The sequence below is a fragment of the Chitinophaga sp. ARDCPP14 genome, assembly GCF_051362515.1.
Classification (GTDB): Bacteria; Bacteroidota; Bacteroidia; order Chitinophagales; family Chitinophagaceae; genus Chitinophaga.
Genome location: NZ_JBKIXB010000001.1, coordinates 337,880 through 361,993 on the forward strand (window position 1 = coordinate 337,880; position 24,114 = coordinate 361,993).

General features: G+C 45.1%; 20 protein-coding genes. 7 read left to right on the top strand and 13 right to left on the bottom strand.

The window, feature by feature from the left end; genetic code table 11:
* The first annotated feature begins 192 nt into the window (after positions 1–192).
* The 4 genes from ACLHR0_RS01300 (at position 193) to ACLHR0_RS01315 (ending at position 3,139) form a co-directional block, all read left to right on the top strand.
* Complete coding sequence (locus tag ACLHR0_RS01300) at positions 193–1,107, top strand: hypothetical protein (protein ID WP_436484319.1); 915 nt, start codon at positions 193–195, stop codon at positions 1,105–1,107.
* A 114-nt stretch (positions 1,108–1,221) separates the two neighbouring features.
* Positions 1,222–2,082, top strand: a complete 861-nt coding sequence (locus ACLHR0_RS01305; protein ID WP_436484320.1) for an NmrA family NAD(P)-binding protein — start codon at positions 1,222–1,224, stop codon at positions 2,080–2,082.
* An 80-nt stretch (positions 2,083–2,162) separates the two neighbouring features.
* The gene (locus tag ACLHR0_RS01310) at positions 2,163–2,684 is read left to right on the top strand and encodes a hypothetical protein (RefSeq protein WP_429045589.1); all 522 of its coding nucleotides are present in this window, start codon (positions 2,163–2,165) and stop codon (positions 2,682–2,684) included.
* Between the two features lie 113 nt (positions 2,685–2,797).
* Positions 2,798–3,139, top strand: coding sequence for a HopJ type III effector protein (locus ACLHR0_RS01315; RefSeq protein WP_429045588.1), 342 nt, complete (start codon positions 2,798–2,800; stop codon positions 3,137–3,139).
* Positions 3,140–3,220: 81 nt separating this feature from the next.
* Here ACLHR0_RS01315 and ACLHR0_RS01320 read toward each other — a convergent pair whose 3' ends face one another.
* A complete protein-coding gene (locus ACLHR0_RS01320) occupies positions 3,221–4,003 on the bottom strand; it encodes a phytanoyl-CoA dioxygenase family protein (RefSeq protein WP_436484321.1) in 783 nt (260 codons plus the stop codon).
* Between the two features lie 228 nt (positions 4,004–4,231).
* Between ACLHR0_RS01320 and ACLHR0_RS01325 the strand changes: the two genes are divergently transcribed.
* A complete protein-coding gene (locus ACLHR0_RS01325; RefSeq protein ID WP_436484322.1) occupies positions 4,232–5,695 on the top strand; it encodes a TlpA family protein disulfide reductase in 1,464 nt (487 codons plus the stop codon).
* 50 nt (positions 5,696–5,745) lie between these two features.
* Here the strand turns inward: ACLHR0_RS01325 and ACLHR0_RS01330 are convergent, their stop codons facing one another.
* The 7 genes from ACLHR0_RS01330 to ACLHR0_RS01360 form a co-directional block, all read right to left on the bottom strand.
* Positions 5,746–6,384 carry an NAD(P)H-binding protein gene (locus tag ACLHR0_RS01330; protein WP_436484323.1) on the bottom strand — a complete coding sequence of 213 codons (639 nt, stop codon included), beginning with the start codon at positions 6,382–6,384 and terminating at the stop codon, positions 5,746–5,748.
* A 40-nt stretch (positions 6,385–6,424) separates the two neighbouring features.
* On the bottom strand, positions 6,425–7,240 hold the full coding sequence (locus ACLHR0_RS01335; RefSeq protein WP_429045583.1) for a DJ-1/PfpI/YhbO family deglycase/protease: 816 nt from the start codon (positions 7,238–7,240) through the stop codon (positions 6,425–6,427).
* Positions 7,241–7,289: 49 nt separating this feature from the next.
* Complete coding sequence (locus ACLHR0_RS01340) at positions 7,290–7,988, bottom strand: putative quinol monooxygenase (RefSeq protein WP_436484324.1); 699 nt, start codon at positions 7,986–7,988, stop codon at positions 7,290–7,292.
* A gap of 126 nt (positions 7,989–8,114) precedes the next feature.
* Positions 8,115–8,927 carry an alpha/beta fold hydrolase gene (locus ACLHR0_RS01345; RefSeq protein WP_436484325.1) on the bottom strand — a complete coding sequence of 271 codons (813 nt, stop codon included), beginning with the start codon at positions 8,925–8,927 and terminating at the stop codon, positions 8,115–8,117.
* A gap of 52 nt (positions 8,928–8,979) precedes the next feature.
* Positions 8,980–9,549, bottom strand: a complete 570-nt coding sequence (locus ACLHR0_RS01350) for a carboxymuconolactone decarboxylase family protein (protein ID WP_436484326.1) — start codon at positions 9,547–9,549, stop codon at positions 8,980–8,982.
* A 16-nt stretch (positions 9,550–9,565) separates the two neighbouring features.
* Positions 9,566–10,135 carry a cupin domain-containing protein gene (locus tag ACLHR0_RS01355; RefSeq protein ID WP_436484327.1) on the bottom strand — a complete coding sequence of 190 codons (570 nt, stop codon included), beginning with the start codon at positions 10,133–10,135 and terminating at the stop codon, positions 9,566–9,568.
* 11 nt (positions 10,136–10,146) lie between these two features.
* Complete coding sequence (locus ACLHR0_RS01360) at positions 10,147–10,371, bottom strand: 2TM domain-containing protein (RefSeq protein ID WP_429045578.1); 225 nt, start codon at positions 10,369–10,371, stop codon at positions 10,147–10,149.
* 412 nt (positions 10,372–10,783) lie between these two features.
* Between ACLHR0_RS01360 and ACLHR0_RS01365 the strand changes: the two genes are divergently transcribed.
* Together ACLHR0_RS01365 and ACLHR0_RS01370 are read left to right on the top strand one after the other, a co-directional pair.
* Positions 10,784–13,255, top strand: a complete 2,472-nt coding sequence (locus ACLHR0_RS01365) for a histidine kinase dimerization/phosphoacceptor domain -containing protein (protein ID WP_436484328.1) — start codon at positions 10,784–10,786, stop codon at positions 13,253–13,255.
* A gap of 12 nt (positions 13,256–13,267) precedes the next feature.
* Positions 13,268–15,247, top strand: coding sequence for a sigma 54-interacting transcriptional regulator (locus tag ACLHR0_RS01370; protein WP_436484329.1), 1,980 nt, complete (start codon positions 13,268–13,270; stop codon positions 15,245–15,247).
* 91 nt (positions 15,248–15,338) lie between these two features.
* On the opposite strand, the gene ACLHR0_RS01375 is transcribed toward ACLHR0_RS01370, so the two are convergent.
* From ACLHR0_RS01375 to ACLHR0_RS01395, 5 genes are read right to left on the bottom strand one after another with little or no spacing between them, the layout of a single operon-like run.
* The gene (locus ACLHR0_RS01375; RefSeq protein ID WP_436484330.1) at positions 15,339–18,461 is read right to left on the bottom strand and encodes a glycosyl hydrolase; all 3,123 of its coding nucleotides are present in this window, start codon (positions 18,459–18,461) and stop codon (positions 15,339–15,341) included.
* 3 nt (positions 18,462–18,464) lie between these two features.
* Positions 18,465–20,381, bottom strand: a complete 1,917-nt coding sequence (locus ACLHR0_RS01380; protein ID WP_436484331.1) for a beta-N-acetylhexosaminidase — start codon at positions 20,379–20,381, stop codon at positions 18,465–18,467.
* On the bottom strand, positions 20,381–21,430 hold the full coding sequence (locus ACLHR0_RS01385) for a DUF6528 family protein (RefSeq protein ID WP_436484332.1): 1,050 nt from the start codon (positions 21,428–21,430) through the stop codon (positions 20,381–20,383). Before ACLHR0_RS01385 ends, ACLHR0_RS01380 begins: the two co-directional genes overlap by 1 nt.
* Before the next feature lies 1 nt (position 21,431).
* Positions 21,432–22,541 carry a DUF6528 family protein gene (locus ACLHR0_RS01390; protein ID WP_436484333.1) on the bottom strand — a complete coding sequence of 370 codons (1,110 nt, stop codon included), beginning with the start codon at positions 22,539–22,541 and terminating at the stop codon, positions 21,432–21,434.
* Between the two features lie 15 nt (positions 22,542–22,556).
* A complete protein-coding gene (locus tag ACLHR0_RS01395) occupies positions 22,557–24,113 on the bottom strand; it encodes a RagB/SusD family nutrient uptake outer membrane protein (protein WP_436484334.1) in 1,557 nt (518 codons plus the stop codon).
* Position 24,114 lies beyond the last annotated feature (1 nt).

The following is a 24,114-nucleotide window of genomic DNA, read 5'->3' on the forward strand; positions in this document are numbered from 1 at the left end:
TTACACCAGAATAATGGCTCCGTTATTTTGCCTATTTCTTCCCTAATTTTAATGATCATGTAATTCTTCTTATCGAATGGGGAACCAATCTAATAGTAAATCCTCCCCTTACATCCCCTCCAAACTCTACTACTACGAGTAACAAAAAAGGCACGGAATAAAGTTAACTTAATCTACCTAAATTCTTCAACCATGTCTAAAACTGCTCCCCTGGTATGGCTTGCCGGCGCCATACTATTCGTTTCCTGTAACAAAAGCACTGAACAACCTGCCAACATTGAAGCCAGTGCCGGACCTGCCTTCCCCGTTACTTTTAATGTCAACGATTTTACGCAGCAGCTGGACAGCTTTGGCCGCATCGCCGGCGACGCTCCAACTGCAAAAGATTCCCTGGATGGTCATGTAAAATACCTTTACTACAAAGTGTATGGTACGGGTGCACAGGCAGCCATAAAACATGAAATTATGCAGGAAGTTGGTACCCCTTCTTTTGGTGTAATCAGGGATACATTGCCGCCGGGTAATTACAAGTTTACTTTGCTGGCTGCGGGCGACAAGTATCTTTCCTACATCACCAATGCCGGGTTTAAATATCCCGGCAGTGATGCCTTCAGCACTCACTTCGAAATGGTGGTAAACGGACCGGCTAACGCCAAAGTTTCCCTGGATCGTATTGTGGCAAGGCTGCAATTTATTATCCAGGACCCGCTACCTGCTGATGCTGCCTGGATGGACATCCAGTTTGGGGGCATCCCACGGGTGTTTAACTTCCCGACTGGTGAAGTGAGCAACCCTGCCAACGGTACCGCTTATTCGAATTACATGGGCTATACGTTCCAGATACCCGCCTATAACCAGGGAAAGCCGGGCTTTAAAACACAGGCATATTTTCCCCTGCAGGGCAGTTACATCGTGCCTTCGATAACCATTGTCTGCCGGAGCAGACTGGGCAATTTGCTGGCCAACAAAGTTATTAACAATGTTAAGTTTGAAACTAACAAACGCACCGTTTTAAAAGGTAATCTCTTTGCGCCAACCAGCAGTGGTATAGAAGTGGACCTCAACGACACCAACTGGAAAGCAGACAGCATCGCTGTATTCTACTGACAGTCACTTTTATTGCTATCATTCCACCAGCAGCTTCTCTTATGGGAAGCTGTTGTTATTGGCAGCATCATGGTATGATTTGTGGGTTCCATCCGCACACCAAACTACTGATGTATGCATATTGTTTTAGGCGGCACAGGACATATAGGGTCTGCATTGGCAGAAACCCTGATTAAAAAGGGGGAGCCGGTTACCATTATCTCCCGCGATCCTAAAAAGAAACAGCAATGGGAACAAAAGGGAGCGGAAGTGGCCATCGCTGATGCGCTGGATGTAAAGCGTTTGCAGAAAATATTTAATACCGGCGAAAAATTATTTCTGCTCAATCCCCCGGCGGATCCGTCAACAGATACCGTAGCACAGGAAAAAGAAACCCTGAACGCTATTCTTACCGCACTCGGTGAATCACAGATAAAAAAAGTAGTAGCGGAGTCTACTTATGGTGCACAACCCGGGGACGGCCTGGGCGACCTGGGTGTGCTGTATAACATGGAACAACAATTGGCTGAAATGAATGTGCCTGCCAGTATTATCCGCGGCGCTTATTACATGAGCAACTGGGCCACTTCGCTGGCAACAGCGCGTGAATCGGGTATTGTTTATACCTTTTATCCCGTTGATTTTAAACTGCCAATGGTTTGTCCAGGGGATATTGGCAGCGTAGCTGCCCGGCTCATGCTGGAACCGGTTACCCAAACCGGACTGCACTATGTAGAAGGTCCGCAACAATACTCGGCAACCGATGTGGCAGAAGCTTTTTCTGCTGCATTGGGTAAAGACGTTAAAGCAGTGGAAATTCCCGAAACCAACTGGATGCAGGCGCTTAAAGACGCCGGCTTTTCAGAGCCGGCAGCAAAATCAATGGCAGCAATGACCCATGTTACGCTCAGGGAAAAATACGAGGATCCCAATCCTGTCAGGGGTACAACCACATTAAAAGCTTATATCGCGGATTTAGTGGAATCAGCAGCGTAGAGCGACTATAAACCCATCGGCATCCGGGAACACATTTTTTGTATATTTATTTGTTGCTCCCTTTAAATATTATTTAACAGATGTCGATACATGTAGCCATTACAAGAAAAGTGCTTCCCGGAAAAGAAGAGGAATTTAAAGAAGCGCTCAGGCAATTCCTCGGTGAATCATTTATTCATGGCGGCGTTCACGGCGCTGCCATGATCACGTCGCTGCCAGGTTCAGATTCCAATGAAATTGGCATCTTACGAACTTTTGCTGATGAAGCAGAAAGAGACGCATTTTATAATTCAAAGCTTTTTAGAGACTGGGAAGACTTTGCCTCAAAACTTACCGAGGAACCGGTTTACAGGCCGCTAACCGGGCTGGAAGCCTGGTTCCGCTACCCTTTGCCGCCACCACGGTGGAAAATGGCCATTACCACCTTATGCGGTGTTTTCCCCACCAGCCTGTTACTAACATACACACTCGGTCCTTACCTTCAAAAACTGCCTATACCGCTACGGGTATTTATTGTCGCAGGCTGCATGGTAGCCTTGTTAACATGGGTAGTGATGCCCGTAATTACCCGGCTGTTGAAAAAATGGTTGCGCCCATCATGAAAATAATAAAAAGACGATGTCATCTTTTTCTATTTTTGACCTGTTAAATGAGGTATGCCGGGCCTGAAGACTTCGCACCGCCTCACATTGATTTTAAATACATCATACGCTGGATGAAAGAACAACTAATTACGTTAATTAAAAATTTAAAAGACAATTCACTTAGTTTCAAAGAGGTGATTGAATTTATAGAAACTTACTATCAACACCAGCCTGCAGCCTTTAAAAACGGAGAGGTGCATAATGAAGCCACCCAAAACCAGGGAAGTGCAAAGGTGTTTGCTTTCGCGCAGCTAAATAACCTGGACAAAGAAGATACACTGCTGTTATTTGCAGAACACTACCAGGCTGTATTAAATACACCGGATGGCACAGATCACCAGAATATCAGGCAATTTATGATTCACGGCTGGCCCGGAGTAATCTTTGAAAGGCAAGCCCTGCTTGCGAAATAGGTCACAATACTTCTTTTGCAGAGGAAAAAGATTGTCCGGATATCCCGCAGGCATATCCGGACATCTGCTTTATTACACACGTTACTTACCTAATGCGATTTTTATTGCTTCCTCTACCGGACTGCACGGGCCTAAACCACTGATATCAAACCCGGTTCTCAGTAACAGCGGTGGCTGGGCCATAAACTTAGGTACCAGGCCACGATGCCGCTGGGCAGCATGCACCAGGAACGGATGACAGAGATATACCGTGCCGGCCTTTCCTGTAGCCAATACTTCCTCTCTCTCAGGTAATCCCGGCAACTTCGTTGCCAGTTCCATGAAAGAAAGTCCGTCTTCACCTTCCGGCCCCAGCAATCGGGCAACATCCATATGTGAGCCCTTTAAAATCCTGGTTGGCGCATCCCACTCGCTCACATCCGAAAATAGAAACAGCATCAGCAAGGCACGGCCTTTAGAGTTTACATTGATTCTGGCTGCGAAAAAGTCATTAGGATCTACACCGGCAAAACTTGCATCTACATGCCAACCGGTATCCCCGGAATCAACTTCCGACGGGAAACGAATGGGAAAGGACCCCATGCTCATACAGGGAATCCATTTTTCTTTACCGGCCAGCTGATCGAATGCACTATGAAGAACGGTGGTATTCGCAGCCTTAATAAATGGCTCCTGTGCATACATGCCCAGCCAAACGACCGGTTTTGTCCAGGTGTTGCTGTCGTTGGGATCGGCCGGAATATCTTTCCAAAGAATATCTCTTGCTTCGCTCGCAAGATCAGCAGAAAAAGCGTTATCGATACGGACAAAGCCGTCAGTAATAAATGACTGTATTTGTTGAGGATTCAGGGTATTATGCATCATGTTATACTATAAAAGTTCAGACAATAAAGAATTGATGCCCCTCGGGGCACATTGGTCTTAGTGGACTTGAAAATTTATATTATAACATCACAGTCATTCTCATACAGCAAATTTATTCATTTGTTTTAAAAATACAAGAGGATAGGATCATATCAACTTTCTGCTTATCTTATATGATAATGGCAGAGCAATTTTGTCACCGGATCCCATTAAAACGCACATACCGCTATGAAGCACAAACTTTTCCCACTGTTCCTTCCCTTTTTGTTGGTCCCTGTTTTCCTGTATGCACAGGATTTTAGTCATCCGGGGCAATTTGTTCTTAAGGGAAAAGTGAAGCATTATAAAGATAAAGTGTACGAATTCGGGATGTCCACCTTTTTTGGCAGTTTTGGAGATACGATCCGGATCAAAGCCGACGGAAGTTTTGAACAAACGGTGCCGGTGCAGCAACGGCAGCATATATACTTATACCTGGACGACGATCGTCCCTGGTTTACCGTGGCAGACAAGGATACGATTTACCTGCAATGGGATCAGAAGGAAGAAGTATCCTCCCTTACTATCCGCGCCCAGAACGAGGGACGCACGAAAGAGATAACGCAACAATTACAACTGCATAAAGTCCTGTCGGAATCATTTAGCAATCTCAATCAACAGTTGAGTACTGAAATGAAAAATCTCACTGCAGAAGAAAAATTTAAAAAGATAAACCTGCTCTTTAACAGCCAGGCAAAAAGCATATTTGAAGTAACGGATACTTTTTCCCAATTCTCTACCAGGCAAATCAGTGCCTTGTATTTTGAGTATTCGAACCTCTTATTTATGTTGCGGCTGCTGCCAAAGTTTGAGCTGAGCTTTATAGCGGATAGCGTTGGCAAGTATACACAAAAGCATAGCACCATCCAAACTACCCATTACAAAACGTTAAATGAAAACTGGTTTTGGAACGTACCGGAGTACCGTACTTTCATTTATAATTATCTGCGCATGGCCCGTCCGTTTAATGCAACTATAAGCGCAAGTATCCAAACCGCTCCCAATACAAAATCTAATTACACAATGGACTATTATCACCTGGCAGAGGCCAATATTCCTTTCACGGCTATGAAGGATTGGTTTATTACCAGCAGTATCATGAGTGGGTTTGAATATTACGAATTTAACGATGTAAAAAAAGTATATGATGCGTTTATGAATACTTGCAACACGCCTTTCCTGAAGGATACGCTGCAGCAATATTATACCACGATTGCACATTTAAAACCGGGAAGCCCGGCGCCTGATTTCACTTTAACGGATGCCACGGGGAAAAATATCTCTCTAAAAGATTATAAAGGAAAAGTAGTGTACATTGATTTTTGGGGAGTAGGCTGCGGGCCCTGCATTTATGATATCCAAAACCATGTGCCGCAGCTGCATAAAGACTTTGAGCATAAGGAAGTGGTATTTCTGAATATCTGTGTGGATGAAACAGAAGTGAAATGGAAAGATGCCCTTAAGAAATATCATTTGGAAGGGATAAACTTGGTGGCGGAAGGATGGACAGACCACCCGGTATGTAAAGCGTATAATGTAAATGGTATCCCGCATTATGTTTTGATTGACAAAACGGGTAAGTTATCCAATAACAATGCGCCACGACCCAGTGATGCGTCATTGAAGGGAGCTATTGAAAATTTGCTGAAATAGGGAGAAAATTTTCATCTTCGATAATTTCCGTCCCGATCTTTACACCTGTTCTAAAACCCGGATATTCTATCCAGCTCTATGACGTGCATTCCGGGCGCGAGTACTTTCGGAGCTTTGGCCATTTTCTCAGCAAGCGTAAACGTAGGTAATGGACGGAACTTCCTGATCAATCCCAAAAAATTCAGCACTTTTAATGCCCCCGCGGTCATTCGTTCACCCAACCGGTTGGTATTCTTCCGCAGCAATAATCCCGGCCTGAAAATGATGTATTGCTCAAATGCCAGGCTGGCGATCCTGTCCTCCAGATTGCCCTTTACCCTGGAATAAAATACACTGCTTTTGGCAGAAGCGCCGTAGGCGGATAGCAGCACTGCTTTGGTAACACCGTTTCGTTTGGCTATTTCAGCAAATTTTGCAGGAATATCATAATCTATATGCCATTGCTTTTCCTTCGAACCAGCTGCTTTCATAGTGGTTCCCAAACATGAAAACCATACATCTCCTTTGATAACCTCAGATTCATTTTCTAATTTGTTGAAATCAATCACGATCTCTATCAGTTTGGGATGAACAATTCCGGTGGAACGGCGCACAAATATTACAACGGCTGTGTAGTCACGGTCTTGCAACAATACCCGCACAAGATCTTTGCCGGTAGCCCCTGTTGCCCCTATGATTAATGCTTTCATACCTGGAATTTAGTTTATAACCGGACTACACCTCCTTTGATCATTTCTTTACCAACCAACTTTCCACTGCCCTTGAAAAATCAGCTACATCAATAGGATGCCTGCTGGTAATCAGGTTTCCGTCTGTTACCACAGGTTGCTCCAATACAATCCCGCCTGCATTCTTCAAATCTACCTGTATATTCCAATAACCTGTTAATTTTCTACCTTTCAAAATATCGGCAGATGCTAATACAACAGGTGCATGACAGATTGCCGCGATCAGTTTTCCCGATCTGTTGAAATCCTGTATAAATTTTATTACATCCTTATCGTAGCGTAAGTTATCAGGGTTCCATGCACCACCTGGAATGAACACAGCGTCGTAATCACTTACCTGGATCTGATCCGCAGTACGGTCGAATTTTAGCCAGCCCACAGGCTGTAAGTATTGTATGGCCATGATATGTGTTTTTGCCATTTCAGGAAACATAAGGCCATATCTTTCGGGCGCAGGAACGTATTTTGGTGCCACGATATCTACTGTAGCACCCAGTTGCCTGAAATACCACACGGGCCCCAGTAATTCAATTTCCTCGAAACCGTCGGCAGCGATTACAGCTATTTTTTTACCTTTTAATACGGTTACATCCTTTACAGGAGTAAAAAAGAAAGCCCGCAAAGCCTCGTTTCCGGGAGCATTTAATAATTGTGATACGGGCATGTTTACCACTACTGAAGGAGAAGCCAACTGATTCAATACAGACAGCTCATGGTCATTGATCCGTGTAGTACTTACTTTATCCTGAGCCTCCGCATTGAATACAGTAAGAACCCCTGCCATGCCTGTCATGACGATTTGATGAATAGCTTTCATTTTTAAATTTTTATTGTTATAAATGATTGTGTTTAAGTCATTGCCGCCTTCAAGGGGCAAAGGCTATCAGTCTGTGAAGACCCGTTTGAAAAGGCTGCTTTTTGATGCTGGTATTCAAATAATCGATCACAGGTTGTATAGGAGGGAAATCCAGATGATACCGGAAGGCATCTTCACTCCTGAATTTTTCATAAGTAACAAACCGGGTACTATCTTCTTCCATTTGTGAAAGCTGGTAATTAATAACACCTGGCTCGCTCCGGAACTGCGGCATGGCAGTGTGATACACTTCTTTAAAATTGCGTTCGGTACCTTCCCGGCTATCCACAAACAACATGATAGTGATTGGCTTGTCTTCTTTTAGGGGCCTCCGCTGCCATTCGTTCTTTGAAATCGGCTCCAGGTCTTTTATGTAGATTATTTTTGCAGGTTGTATCAGCCTCTTTTCAGATAATAACTTTATCGGGTTGTATTTCACACCTCCTCTCACGTTCTCCAACCCGTTTTTGCTATCCCATCTTTCTATAAGCCACAACACGGAAGGGTTTTCCTGCTCATAATACGCTTCTGCCATAATGTTGCTTTTATGAGCGATAGCATACTTCACGTACTTACGAAGCGCTTTGCTGAACTTCTTTTTGTACCTTTTCTTCACCTCGTACCTGGTTAACGCGGCTACTTCTTCCGTTTGGCTATGACCTGCTGCTACCAATGGATTCTTCTCTATATTATCCCGTTTTTCTGCCATTGCAAATGGGCTGCTAACCAAGAGGCACATAATTATAAATACAGGAACCTTATTGAATAGTGATAAAAACATTTTTGTTGCCATTACTTTTTGTTTTTAGTTCTCATCAATTTGCTTCACCCTGTGCTATTGTGCTATCTTAAGCAACAGGTCTGCAACTACCTGCGGTTGAGACAGGAATGGCGAGTGGCTGGTATTTACACTGTAAATGGTTTTGATACCGGCTCCGGCGATCATACGATCCTGCAGACCCGGTGAGATCACAATGTCCCGAAGCGTTTTGATATACACCTTTTCTACCGTGCCAAAGGCGGCTGCGGTTAAGGTAACCTTGTCGCCAAATGGAATGGCCGGTTCAGCGCGATAGTTATCAATTACCTGTTGCTTGGCGGCCGGCGCACCATCGTTGATGAACAAATAGGTCAAACTGTCGCGCGCTACATCAAGTGTCAGCTTATCAGCAGACAGCGTTAGCAACGGGCCAAGTTTTGAGTCAGGGTCTGAATTTGCCAGGTCGCCAAGCGTTTGTCCTGATGTTGGAACAAAGGCTCCGATATAAACCAGCTTACTGATTTGGGCCGGCACTTTCTCCGCTACCGCGGTTACCACTACGCCGCCCATGCTGTGCCCTACCAGGATTACTTTTTCACCTGCTTTATTGATCGCGTCGATCACTTTATCCCGGTAAACATTTAAAGTAAGCGTGTGAGCCGGTGTTTGGTCGCTACCATGTCCCGGAAGTTCTACGACAATTACTTTGTTGCCTTTTTGTTCCAGATCGCTACGTACGGCATTCCATACATAAGGCGCCTGCCAGGCACCATGTACCAACACATAGGTCTGTTTTTTGGCAATCTTGTCATCATCATTATTATTGCATGATGCCAATGTCGAAAGTGTGAAAGCTGCAGTTAGCAGCGATAAAACTATTTTTTTCATTTTGTAAAAATTTATTAATGATGCGGGCTTTGTTCATTTGACTGATTTATATTTATTCATTATTGCCAGGCGCCGGTATGTCAAATCCGTTCAGAATCATAGCGATGAAAGTGTAGCCGCTGATCAGGAAGAAAAGTTCTGCCACACCATCCTTTCCCAGCAGATTTACCGCATGATTATAGGTTGAATCCGGAACAATGTGACCAGTCACCAAGGCATGCACAATGTCGTGCACGATGGCCTCCTGTTCGTTTAAACCGGATGGACGGCTGCCAGCGGCAAGTGTGGCGATAATACCCGGCGCAATGTCAAAAGCTGCTGCCATTATCTCATGTGCGTAAAGCTCAAAGCGGGCACCATAAGCACCACCTACCGTTAAAATGGCAACTTCCCTTACTGTTTTAGAAAGTGTTGCGTGCGTGTCGAGCGTCCGCAGAAAACTCAGGGCTGGTATGCCAAACTGTGGATAGTGCAGCATCGGCGCAAAAGGGCCTAACAAGGCTCCCTGTGCATCGAGCATGTTTACCTGGCTTTGACTCCGGCCAACAAGACTGGCTATCTCGTTGTGTACATTGCGGACCTCAGGGCTAAGGATATCCGGTGGCAATGGTTTTATACGCATGATGCTTGTTTGTGGATTAAACAATTTCATTGGCAAACTGCCCATCGATCAGCATAAACATCATACGGCAGATCTTACCGGACCGGTTAGCCCAGGCATGATTGGTGCCGTTCTGAATAACAATATCACCAGCCTGGATGATGGTCTCCCCCCGATCAAGGATCAATGTTATCTCTCCTTCAAGTACAATCCCGTAATCCACCGTTTTTGTCCGATGCATCAAGGGGTGAGGTGCAGCTCCATCTGATGTGGAGGCTTTCTCATCACCCATAATCCTGAATTTCGCGGCAGCATCTGCAGAGGTAAGTTTCTGTATTTCTTCGCCCTCCGGTGGAAATTCGATGACCCGGATGCGGGTACCACTTTTAGGGGGCGGCAATACCAAACCCGGTTCATCCCGCTCATCCGGTTGAGCCTGAATAAAAGCAGGTGTTTCCAACGTATGCCATACTTCAAAAAAAGTAGGACCACCCGGGCCGCCAACAAGTTGTGTATGTACTGGAGGAGCATCTGAAATAATGATTGCCTTCCCGTTTGCATCATGACCTGTTACAATACGCCTGAATGCTTTTGGTTGCTGATTCATAATCCTGGTCTTTAATTGCTTTTTGATTTTTTGAAAACAAATACCCCGAGGTAATGAAAGAGTATACCTATTGCCCACGCTGGTGTGGACCACAGCGGCCAGGGATAGGTCCGGTCGGTGAGGTACCATACCAGCCAGGTGGCCGGGGTGGCAAGCAGGAAAACAATTAGGTGGATCCTGAAACCCTTTTTAGGATCGATAGGGGTAGTTGGGTCCCATTGAGTTGAATATGTCATACAAATGGTTTTGTTGTTTCATGGCTACTTACATGCCATTTAGCAGAAACAACCCTACCAGAAAAGTGTAGATCATTAATGAATTGAAAAACAATTTTTTAGAAAAATATCAATCAGGCGGGGGCGAAAAAAATACAGGCAGGTTACTCCGAAACATTGGAGTTTAATAACAAAACTCCGGAAATATCGGAGTTTGCAATGCTATTGATCAATAAACAGGAAGAATAAAATTCTAATCAGTAAAAAATGCTATATATTGTATAAAATGCTTTCCATGTATTCCATCCCATGGCCATGAAATAAGCATTAAAAATCCAATTTGCTCCGAAGATGCTGTGATGATATTTGCTTTCTGAGTCAAAGTCCCTAAAGATCCAACTCTTCCCAGAGTTATTAATTTAAAAAGAATAACATGTCCAGGCTGACTCTTATGTACATACTGTTCGGTGTGCTGATGTTTTTTGACGGACGATCTCAAAGTTCTGCCAAAACAGAAGTGTCAGGCTATTCTTACTATCATCCGTCGAAGGATAAAGAGTCATGGCAGCGGCTGAATTTGTTGCTTAGCTCCACTTATATTGTTGTTGTAAAAGAAGGGCAGATTAGCCATGATACTTGTTTATATATGGCCAGCCGTTCCCTGGGTCTGAGCCGCTTTCCGGTGTTGGCGGAAGGAATCGGCGGCAACAAATTGTTTGAGCAATCTCATTGGATTGACCGGCGGGAACCAGGCGTTGGTATTGATCGCCTTTCAAAAGCAACAGGCCGGGAACACCTGCAATTATTGATACTCCTGGGATCCTACTATGCTTTTCAACCCGCTAACTATTACGGCTATAAGGACAGCGTTGAATACTTTCTGAACAAAGCAGTGGAAGAAAGTAAATCTTTGAAAGAAGAAAAGCTGGGTAGAATAGCACTTTGCCTGCTTGGAAAAATGTATGTACAAGTAAATGACAGTAAAGGTGATTCCATTTATAACCGGCTGATAGATGAAAGCCGGAAGGCCGGGGATAGGGAAACAGAAGCAAGGGCATTTGCCTACCGCGGCATGTATACAAGCCCCACGCGTGCTACCCTGCTTACAAAAGTCGCCGACCTGCAGAAAGCAGCGGAGCTTTATCGCAGTCTTGGCAATACAGAAGCGGAGATCAACGTATTAACTGATTTAGGCTATCTGCTCGTTGTAACCGGGCAATTGCAAACTGCCAATGAAATGTTTTCAAAAGCACTGGCGCTGGCTGAAGCAATAAACTATCCATATATCCATTATAATACGGAGGCACTTGCTATGGTTACCATGTTTCAAGGAAAATTTGGGGAACCATTAAAATATATCCTTCAAACAATCAAAGTGGCCGAAAGCTGCCGGGACAGTATTGGCTGGGGGTATTTTTATAGCCGGCTGTCGTTCCTTTACGATGCAGAGGGCAGGCAGAAAGAGAGTTTTGATATGGCGCAAAAGGCAATGAAAAGGTTCCGCATAGACCGTAATCCAACGATATACAACGTGTTAAATCAGGTAGTAAACTATCTGAACGCAGATGGGCGTGCAAAAGAAGCGCTTAACCTTACGCTGGATATGACAAAAAAGATGGGTATACCGTCGAATATTTCGGAGCAAATATTTTATTACCACACACTTTCCAACAGTTATCTATACACGGGCAACCTGGATCTGGCGGAGACATACTTAAAAAAGATAGACTCGCTGGAAACCATAGCGGAAGGCATCAGGGGGCCACTCCGGAGAACTTCGATCAATGATCAATATGCGATCATCTTGTTTGGGCGGGGCCAGTACCGGAGATCAAGAGAATTATTTGAAAACCATTTTACAACTATTTCATCAGCAGCCCGGGACTTACCATCTGACCTGGTTGCATACCGCTGGCTGATCAGTATTGATTCTGCGCTGGGCGACAAAGCGTCCGCAGCATCTCATTACGAAAAATACACACAGTTGCTCGACTCCAGTTTCAGAGTAACAAAAATCAGGCAGGCAGAGGAGCTCCGGGTAATGTACGAAACACAGGAAAAACAAGACCAGATCACATTACTACATGAACAGGCAATACTGGAAAGGGCTAACTTAAAACAGGCCAAACTGGTGAAAAATCTAACGCTTGGAGGCATTGCTGCCGTAATAATCATTGCCGGGTTATTATACTGGCAAAACCGCTTAAAACAAAAGAATAATAAAATAATCACGGACAAAAATGAGCAACTGCAAAAGTTGCTTACTGACAGGGAATGGCTGTTGAAAGAAATACATCATCGTGTAAAGAATAATCTGCAAATTGTAATGAGCCTGCTCAATTCACAGGCTATATATATAAATAACGATGCCGCATTTACGGCCATCCAGGACAGTAAACGCCGGGTGTATGCAATGTCGCTCATCCATCAAAAGCTTTACCAGTCTGAAAACATTGCCTCCATTGCCATGCCTGAATATATCAACGAGCTGGTGAACCATGTCCGGGAGAGCTTTGATGCCGGGAACCGGATAGTTTTTGAGCAGGATATTGAACCCCTGGACCTTGATGTATCGCAGGCAATCCCGTTGGGATTGATCATCAACGAGAGCATTGTAAATGCCATTAAGTATGCTTTTCCCGGTGATCGTGAAGGGATGGTGAGTATCAGCCTGCGACATAATGCGCCTGATCAGCTATTGCTGAGTATATCGGATAATGGCGTTGGCCTGCCTGCTGACCTTGATATACTGGAAAATAACTCGCTGGGGTTTGATCTGGTACAGGGGCTTGCAAAACAATTAAAAGGCCGCTTTAATATTACAAGCGATGACGGTCTGCGCATAACCATCAGCTTTGCCGTTGCCAGCAAACAAATTCCGGATGAAGCTCCAGGTAACTTTTAAGCAACAAATTTTATGAGTAAAAGAGTGCTTATTGTTGAAGATGAATTTATTGTAGCCAATGATCTGCGGTTAATATTAGTACGCGCCGGCTATGAGGTAACAGGTATTGCCGCTTCAGTTGAAGAGGCGAATGAACATCTGCTGAAGCAAGAACCGGGTCTTGTAATGCTGGATATCCGGTTAGAAGGAAATCAATCAGGTATTGACTTTGCCAGGAAATTAAGAGCTGAAAATATCGCTTTTATTTACTTGTCTGCCTACGCAAATCAACAAATACTGGAAGAAGCAAAAACAACCGAACCTTATGGATTTCTTGTTAAGCCATTCAAGGAGCAGGACTTACTGGTTACCCTGGATATTGCATGGTATCGTCACATCAATAGTCTTGAATCAAAATTGCGGCAGGAAGAACATTTGCAAAAACAGTTAACTGCAATAAGCAATGAAACTTCAGATGCGCCACAAAAATTATTGAAGGTGGCCCTGGCCATACAGCCTTTTATACCATTTGATTTTATTACATCGGGCATCAGGCCGCTTGATGCTGAACAGTTTGGTGATACAGGATATTTGCGTATCGGATTTAATGAATATCAGTTTGTTGGCGAAAAAGAATTAATGACGATTACAGGTTTAAATAAAAACCAGCTTTCCGCCATTATTGAAAATAGTTATACAGATAGCAACGCAGTTCTTTATAGCAGTAAAAACATCAATAAAAACACGTCCAGCGCTTCGCTGCAAAGGTTAATGCTGGATCATTTCCAGCTGAAGTCATATCTTGTATTTCCCGTCACGTTGGGGTATGGCCTATCTGTTCACTATTTTTTCTACAGCCGGCAGCCTAATATTTACACCAAAGATCATATAGCCTTATTGGGCCGCTTGAAGCTATGCCTGGAAGAACTGGCTGAAAAAACAATCTATTATAAAACTCCACCGGCCGGAACAAAGAACCGGTCATCTTCTGCCAATAAAGCACCGCATGAAGTATTAAACCATGCCGGGTTTAAAAATATCATCGGAAGTCATCATCTTTTGTTGTCTGCATTAGATCTTGCAGCGCAGGTAGCGCCGTATAGCACTTCTGTTTTAATATTGGGAGAGAGCGGTACCGGTAAAGAAAAAGTGGCGCAATCCATTCACCTGTCTTCGCCCAGGAAGAACGGGCCATTCATAAAGGTAAATTGTGCTGCTATTCCTCCAACATTAGTGGAATCTGAACTCTTCGGCCATGAAAAGGGTGCATTTACCGGCGCCTTTGAAAAAAGAAAAGGACGGTTTGAGCAGGCTGATGGCGGCACTATTTTTTTAGATGAGATTGGAGAATTGCCACTTGCCATGCAGGTGAAATTATTACGCGTTTTACAGGAAAGGGAAATCGAATATGTAGGTGGCAGATCACCTGTAAGAGTTGACATCCGTGTTGTGGCTGCTACAAGCCGAAACCTCGAAAAGGAAATTGCAAACGGAAATTTCAGACTTGATCTGTATTACCGGTTAAATGTTTTTCCCATCACACTGCCCCCTTTACGGGAACGAAAAACTGACATCGAAGCACTATCCATATTTTTTGCAGAAAGGTTTTGCAGGGCGTTCAATAAACCATTCAATGGCATTGCTGCATCAATGATAGGCGAACTGTACACATATAATTGGCCGGGCAATATTCGTGAACTCGAAAACATCCTGGAACAAGCCGTTGTTCTCAATGATGGTAAATCGAAATTGCAATTAGTACGAAAGCTTTCATTACCGGCCTCCAATCTCCCTGTCAGCACTGGTATCAACACCCTCGAAGAGATGAAGTACCTGCATCAGGAAACTGAAAGAGACTATATCATTTCCATTCTCAAAAAAACAAAAGGCCGGATACGGGGAGCCAATGGCGCCGCGGAATTATTGAATATTAAACCTACTACCCTCGAATCAAAAATGGCTAAGTTGAATATAAGAAGGCGGGATTTTATCAATGCAGAAGGAAATATATAACACTTATTCACTTAACCGTTTACCTGATTGTTCCACTTTTAAACCGCCAGTTCCCATCCGGAACGGCATATATTGTTGATACAAATTGACTTCAGCGCATAACTTTGATCTCGTAATCTTCTGTTAATCCGTAATCATAAACGTCATATTCATTCCCTGGTGGCTGCGTTTTTACATTGTACCATTTACCCGGATCAACCAGGCCCGGAGCCGGCTTGTTGTAAAATGGTCCTAAAACATTCTTCAAACTGCCGGTTACGGTTACTTCAATCTTATTAGTTCCCTTTTTTACAAATTCCCCGATAGACAACCTGTCGGGTTCAGCAGTGATGACGCCGGCAAGAATCCCATTGACCTTCACCGCTGCCACAGTGCCCTTCCATTTACCTAACTCCACTGCATATGACTTGCCGGGATCTGCCACTGTAAATATCTTCGTATAGGTGATACCGTGTCCATATAAAGGCAATCCCTGTTTGTTCCAGTAACCAAATTGTAATAGTTGCGGTTTAACAATGCTCCAGCCACGTGATGCCGCTTCCAGGTTGAAATCTCCCAAAATATAAACCGGTTCAATTTCAGCATAAACGCTCATAGGCGAAACGGTTACGGCCAGTTCATTATCTCCGGTTTTTAAATAGCTGCCGATCTGGTATACGCCAAAGGAGCGGTCCAGCCACCATTGCCCGGGTTCGTTTTTAATGTATTCACCATTAATTTTTACATCGTGCCAAAGTTCAGGTTGTTCTATTACCGCTTTGAAATTCCGGAAATCAACGCCAGCCTCCACATTGAAATGATAAACCGCCGTGTACCCGGTACCAGTGGAAAAAGTATCCCGGCTTACAATCGCCTGTTTAAATTGTGTACGGTTATTCCAGGGATTGCCTACGCCATCCGTAAATCCGTGGTGTTTGAAAGCTGTATTGGAGGCTACACCAACGTGTATATTGGTATAATTTGAATCCGGCTTATGTAAATGAAGATCGCAGAAATCAATCGTCAGGTTGTTGTCAAACGGCCTGCTTATTTTAGTTGCGGAAGCCTTCACAGTAGCCCATTCTGCAGCCGGTGCTTCTATTTTATATCCCGGTAATTTCTTATCCGCGATAAACAGTACCTGGCTTCCGGCTGGCGGAATATTAAAGTCGAAATGTACCTCCTGATCATGCAGCGAATAGTTAATGCGGGAAATGTTTCCCGAATTCATATCCATCTTTAACACATCCTGTCCCTGCATGTTGATGCTGCCCGAAGAAATACCGGTCATGCTGGCATTGGTCAGCAGTAATAACTCCCCGTTAGCCAGTTTACGGCGCTGATGATAAATGTTACCACCAATGCTGTCGCCTGTTCCACCCGATATGCTAAAGCCTTCATGATGGAACAGGTCCGGTAATGCCTCCCGGATCTGGCTGATGGTGGAAAGCTCATTGTTCACTGTTCCATCTACTAATCGTAATTGTTCAAAACAGATCACCCTTCCTCCCGCTGCAATATAATCTCTCAGTAAACGGAAGGTACTGCTGTTTATATTTTCCATACCTGGCGGAATCACTACCACCTTGTATGCCCGTTGTCCTACTACAAAGCTGCTTCCCTTAACACTGCCATGATCTTTGATCACGTTTTCTGACCCTAAATCATATTCCAGATGCGATCTTTGCATCTTTGTCACGAAATCATTAAAACTTTTGGTGATGTCGAAGAAACGTTTGTTCTCCCCGTCTCTGGCATAATACATCCAGGCCGAAGTGGTGGGTTCAATTACCAGGATATTGTTGTACTGCTGTCCTTTGGATAATAAATAAGATAAACGTGTGAAGTAATGATTCATGAAACGGTAATAGGGCCACCATGGCTCATGATAAGAGAAGCTGGGTGGATAATCGTATTTGCGTGCTCCCGTCAGCGTCATAAACGATAAATGCTGATTCAAAAAGTTAACGCCTAATACAAACTCCCAGTCGGCAAGGCGTTTCATATCCTTAAAAGTAAGTTCCCAACCGGCGCCACCATAGGTTTCCGACAGGGTACGTGTTTTACCCAATTGATTAGCTACACTCCCCAGCTCTTTGACGGCGCGGATATTGCCAAACTGCACCGGTTTATCTTCATTAAACTGGTTGAACAACATATCAATACCCGGCATTTGATGCCAGGCATACATGGCCATATTATCTGGTCCGTGATAAGGACTTGGCCAACCATGTTCCCAATAATGCCCAGTCCAGGTAAGCTGGTGATCACTCATATAGGTGGACACGGGTTTAGACCACCGGTCAATAAAAAGTTCCAGCAAAACCTGGTAGTAATTATGGCGTACCCGTTTCCAATCGCCTGTTTCTTTAAACAGGGATGGCAGATGTAACCTCAGATCGTACTGCCAGTCTTTATAAAACCTGTCGAACAGATCAGGAGTCCAGCGTACACAGTTATGCCCTTCGTTGATGATGGTTGGTTCGTCAGAAAAAACGCCCTTGATGGTTTTGCCAAATTCTTTGCCCACCACTTTTTCATAACTTTTGTATGCGATGTCTATGAACTTATCCGTAACGCCTTTGGCCATCAGATCTACATAAGACACGCCTATAGGACCTGCCACCGAGCCCCGGTTCGATCGTTGATAATTTACTTTTTTGAATAACTGATAATGTCCGGTTTTCCCTTCTTCGTCTTTCAAATCATTCGTTACATCTTTATAAGATCCATTTTCTTCTTTAAGAAATAAAAAGAAAGCAGAAAGGTCAGCAGGCAACCGGGTTGCTTCTTCCATATACAACATTTGACCCTGGTTGTAGGCTTCGGGCATTTGCTCTCCCACCAATCCGCCGGCAAAGCCTGTAGGGTATGAGTTTTCGTCGTATATCCAGATATTGAGTCCCAGTTTTTTTCCCTGCTGAAGGGCATATTCAAATAAATCAAACCACTCTTTTGATAAATACTCCGTAATTAAACCGGGGCGTGGATGAATGATCACACCGCCAAAGTCATTCTTCCGGTAATCATTCAGCATGGAATCGATATTTCTTTTGGTAATTTTCGTATTCCATACCCAGAATGGCACGGTACCATAGTCTCTGCCAGGGTTTTTAAACCCCGCTGCAACCTCTTCAAAACGTTCCAATGGTTGTTGTGCATTTGCATTGGAAGAAATAAATACGGCAGCGATGATCAAAGCACTGCATAAGAATTGGCGGATACTTCTTGGCATAGATTATGTTTTCGGTTTATTGTTATTATCCAGTACGGTACGCGTGATAATGCTTCTGTGGCCTGCGGAAGTAACAACCACCGTTTTAAGAATGATTGTTTTTCCCCTGGGAATCGTAATAATTATTGGTTCCCGGTATTCGTGATCATAATCGCCCGGCGGCCGGTTGTTCAGCGTGTAAAATATCCTGGCTCCCCGTACAGGTGGCTGCACTTCAAACCTGAAGGTACCGGTTACGATTGTTGTATCTGTGCAGTTAAAAACGGTGGGTACGCGGTAGTTGATACCGGCTTTGTCGAAGCGCTCCAGGTGCAATGGTAATGCTGTGCCGGCGAAACGTGGATAGTCTTTGGCCGTTTCATCTGACCATCCTGTTTCCGCCAGCGCCAGCATACGTGGCAGCAGCATATATTGGAGTTTGGATACATCAGGAATGCTTTCCGTCCATATGCAGGCTTCCACGCCCATAATGTGTTTATGTTCTTCTCCGGTCAATGCGGGGTATTCCGGGTTGTACTGATAAGCTTTCCATACCGGCTCATTACCTCCATGACTGGATGGTTCCTGATCTGAAGTGCTTTGCGCATAGTCAAAATAAAGTCCGTTATGACCGGGCGCCAGCACTATGTTCAGCCCTTTCTTAACTTGCTCAATGGCGCCCTTTTCACCAAACCGGTTCATCACCGTGATGCTGTCTTTTGCATTGCCTGCTGCTACTTCATCCCAGGCAATCAGTTTTTTGTGTTTGGACTGAATGATTTTGTTCAGCCTTGAAATAAAATAGCTTTGCAGCTCGTGGATATCATTGATATGATGTTCCTTCATAAAGTCCTGCACGGCTGTGTCTTTCTTCCAATATCCTTTGTAGCATTCATCTCCGCCAACATGAATGTATGGGTAAGGGAACAATGCTGCTACCTCGCCGAATACTTTGTCGAGGAATTTGTAAACTCTTTCATCAATAGGATTGAGGGAATTGTCTACATACATTTCAAAATCACCCGAGGGAAACCATTTGGCGAAGCTGCTGCCTGGATTCACTTTAATATCAGAATTCTGCGTAACACACAGCTCAGGATATGCTGCTATGGCCGCCATAGAGTGACCTGGCACATCAATTTCCGGAAGTATTTCAATATGTCTTTCAGCAGCGTAAAGGATCACTTCTTTCACTTGTTCCTGGGTGTAAAAGCCACTATCGGTGGCAAGCTCGCCAGGTTGTGGAGGCAGGGTATTGCCGCCGAACTCGATACGTGGCACACGCCAGGCGCCCACTTTCGTTAGTTCAGGACAGCTTTTGATTTCCAGCCGCCACCCCTGGTCGTCCGTAAGATGCCAATGAAAACGGTTCAGTTTATAGTAAGCCATCAGGTCCAGCAGGTCTTTGATCTGTTCCACCGTAAAGAAATGCCGGGAAACATCCAGCATGAGTCCGCGGTAGCCGAAGCGGGGAGCGTCTTCTATGGTTAGACAGGGAATAGCTGCTGTTCCGCTTGTTGACACGGACAACAACTGCAGTAAAGTTTGCATACCATAAAACAAGCCCGCGTTTCGGCCGGTGAGGGTAATGCGGTCTGGTGTTACCAACAGCCGGTATCCTTCTTCGGGTAGTTGTTCAGCACCGGTAGCAGTGATGAGCAGTTCCGGCTGCAGACCCGCTGCTTGTGCAGTGCCTGTCATTATTTTGTTTCTGAACTTCCAGGTACTGAACAAACGATCCGTGAAATACTCAACGGCGCGCTTCCCCCGAACGTCCGTCCGGATCAACGTGTTGGCGTTGAAGAGAAAGTTGCCCGTATCCATTTTTACAGAACGCGGCATGGGAACCAGCGCCGGTGTTGCCTGCTGCGCAACACTGCTGCCGGCACTAAAGCCCAGTAACGCCAGGCAACAGGTATATATCTTTTTGCTAAAGTACATCACTGATAATTGTCGTAAACTATTTTTATTTTGTAGAAACAGGCGCCGTTCACTATTCTTGATCCCTGCCACTGCCCGCCTGATGTATAGAAGTCAACCGTGCTGGCAGACCAGTTATTGAGCAGGCAACTGATGGCAGGACGCGGATTTTTATTAGCGTCCGGACGCACCAGTACAATCTGTCCGCTGGGTTGGTTCCCTATCCCTTTTACAAAGGTCAGGTTGTTTGTGGGGGACATGGAAAAGGTTTTTGTAGTTTTATTAAAGACATATTCCCCTCCGTTGGTAGTGACCCATAACAGGTTGGTATTACCATAGTACGCGCTTACTTCATGGCCCCAGGCAGTAGGTAACGTAACCCGGTACTGTGTTAGTTCCGTTAATTCCGGGTTGGTAGCATTGCCGCCAACAGCCAGGGCAGTGAGGATATGCGCATTATTGGATAAATCCTGACCGGTAACCCATAATCCATTAATTACCGGGTCCCATAATACGGCATGTGCCGCGCCCAGGGTAAACTCCGCATAAGTGTTGTTATCCGCCCCCTGTGAGGAAGCATACACCCTGATCCAGTTACCATCAGATGCTGCGAGGGCGATGTTACCATTGGGCAGCAGCTCTGCTGAATGCAGATTCCCGCTGATCACTTTTGACCATACCCGCTGCCCGGATGGATAGCCAATCAATGCCGCCATGCCGTTGTCGCTGATAACTGCATAGCTGGCATCCTGCCAGATTTTCATTTTCCGTACTTTGAAATCGGTGCCTCCACCAAAACTCTTAATTTCATTTGTGCTGAAGCCCAGTGCAGTGGTAGGAGACCATCTCCACTTTTTTGCATCCGCGGTGTTCCAGTCCGTGATCATTGGATCATAGATCTCTATCTGCTTGCTGGCGTCATTGGTTAATGCCAGCTGCAGTCCCGGATAAGGCTCGGGAGTTTGCACAGTTGGCGGACCGGGAGCATCTGCTCCCGGTTTTTTACTGCAGGCCATCTGAAAAACAACCAAAGCGATAGCAGCGCCCATCCGTATTATTCTACTCATCATATCAATAATAGTTTGGATCAAATGCTTTCGCTTTATAAATAGCAGCTCCGCTTACAGTACGGGAACCGGTGGCAGCACCGGTGGTGGCATTATAAAAATTAACCACGGAGGTACACCAATTACTGGCGGGATACAATGGGCAGCCAGTGCTGGGTCGTGTTTCTATAAGCGTATTCTGTCCGGGTTGACTGCTGATAGATTTCGCAAAGATTCCATAGGCCGCTCCGGGCATGTCGCTGAAGGTTTCCGTGGATATATGAAAAATATGAACACCGCCATTGGTCGTAATCAGCAGCTGGTCCGGGTTATTCACATCGGCTGCAAGGTCGTGCCCCCAGGGACGTGGCAAAGAGTCATAAGAAGTATCCAAACGCAACTTGGGGTTTGTGATAGTGCCTCCGGATCCGGGAGCGTTATAAGAGTATTTTCTCAGCGCATTTCCCAGCGCCCAGAGCACCTGGTGTGTGGCATCCCAAAGCACCGCATGAGCGGAGGCAAAATAGTATTGTGTGTTTACGCCATGATTGGGTGATGGCTGTGACGATGAATAGATACGGATCCATCCCTGCGGCCATTTTTCGCCGGCGCTGGCAACCACACAGTTGCCATCAGGCAGTATTTCCATCGCATGCAGGCTGGTGGTATCATTAAAACCCATTACCCAGAGCTTCTGCCCCTTTGTGCCTGTACCGGTATAACGGGCTATGGTGGCCAATCTATATGACGTGGCGGTGATCACCTGCGAGGTGCCGGCAAACACCGTATTGTTCCTCACCTTGATATCTGTAGGCGCCTTCCAGAGAGGTATTTCACTCGTGGCATTGTACGACAGTGCAGTGGTAGGCTTCCAGACCCATTTAGGCGTAGTCCAGGAAGCATCTGCCGGATCATATATCTCAATGTCGTTTGGGACCTCATTCGTAATAGCCACCCAGCAACAGGTTGCCAGTTCTGTTTTGGGTTGCACCTTTGCCGGCGATTGATCTTCAACTTGTATTTGATCTGCCCGCCGGGAGCAGGAAACTACGAGTAAAGCCAATACAATTGCTTTCCAATTCACACAGGTAGATCGCAGGCAGGAATTACCTGCCTTCATCATAATTTTTTTCATGACTGTGAGTTTTAGTTAGTAACCTGGATTCTGAGTAAGTTTATCATTCAGTAATACTTCTGCATTAGGTATTGGAAATAACAGCCGGTTCTGGGTAACATTATAACTTCCTGCCTGCAGATAACTATACTTCGCCTTTTGTTGAACACCAAAGGCATTCATTACGGCGATGGCATTGCCTGTCCGAACCAGATCGAGCCAACGCTTATTTTCAAAGGCCAGCTCCACTCTTCTTTCCTTTAAAATGACCGTTTGCAATGCTGCCTGATTGGTGCTGGTGATATTATGTAACGCATCCCCAAAAGCGCGTTCTCTTACTGCGTTCAAATAAGGCAATGCTTCACCTGATTTGCCCTGTTGATTCAGGCTTTCCGCCAGCAGCAATAAAACCTCTGAATAGCGGTAAACCGGCCAGTTGTCATTGGTTTGATTACCGATCGTATGCGTATGCAGGTATTTCTTTGGAAACGGCCGCCCGACTTTGCCTGCCGGCGCTGTATAATCTACGGCTGATTTAACCGCAGTAGCCGTAAAATCATCGGTGGCATTGAATGTACCTTCGGCTATAGCGATCGATGCATCAAGACGTTGATCACCTGATTCATATGCATTGATCAGGTCCTGTGTAGGGGTGTTAAAACCACCCACAGTGGTAACGCTGTTAAAGTTTACGCCAGTAACCACCGTAGTGTTGACCATGCGTGGTAAAAAATTATAAACAGATGCCTCTACATTGGCCTGTGGTACGGCCAGCCCGGTGTTGAACTGGATTTCAAATACAGACTCCTTACCATTTTTATTCACCAGCTGAAATGCATCGCCATAACCTGGAAACAACGCATAGCCCATTGCAGTTACCTGTTTTAACGCATTTTCAGCGAGGTCATATTTCTTCATGGTGAGATATACGTCACCCAGCAGGGTCAACGCCGCGCCCTTTGTAGCGCGCCCTGTTTGCGGAAAAGTGGTGGCGCTCAGTTTGGCAGCGGCATCAGTAGCATCAGCAATGATCAGGTCGTATACTTCCTGCGCGGAAGAGCGCGGGATGTAAGTCTCTTCACGGTTAAGCGGTGCGTGTTTATAAATGGGCAATCCGCCGTAATAACGCACCAGGTCGAAATACACCAGGGCACGGATAAACTTTGCCTGGCCCAGAATAGCGTTGCGATTGGCATCAGACAACTTAATATCATCAATATGATCTATGATCACATTCGCCGCTGATATGGCGTTAAAACCCAAATTCCACTTTGGAGGTGTCTGGTTATTATATTTATCATCCAGAAAATCTGCTACTGCGTAACGGTTCACCGTGGCTACTGCCTGGTCAGATGATTTGTAATCGTAGTGCGTGTTATCTGAACGCATTTCGCCCATTACCCAGGCGCTTCTGTTATTATAAAGCCCGCGCAACTGGCTATAGGCGCCGTTTACCGCCAGATCATAATCGTTCTGCGTTTTGAAGTAGCTGCCCAATGTTACATTGTTGGGATTGACTTCGGCGAGAAATTTCTTACAGGATATCTCCACCAAACTCAGTATCACTAATATTAAACAGGAAATCTTTTTCATT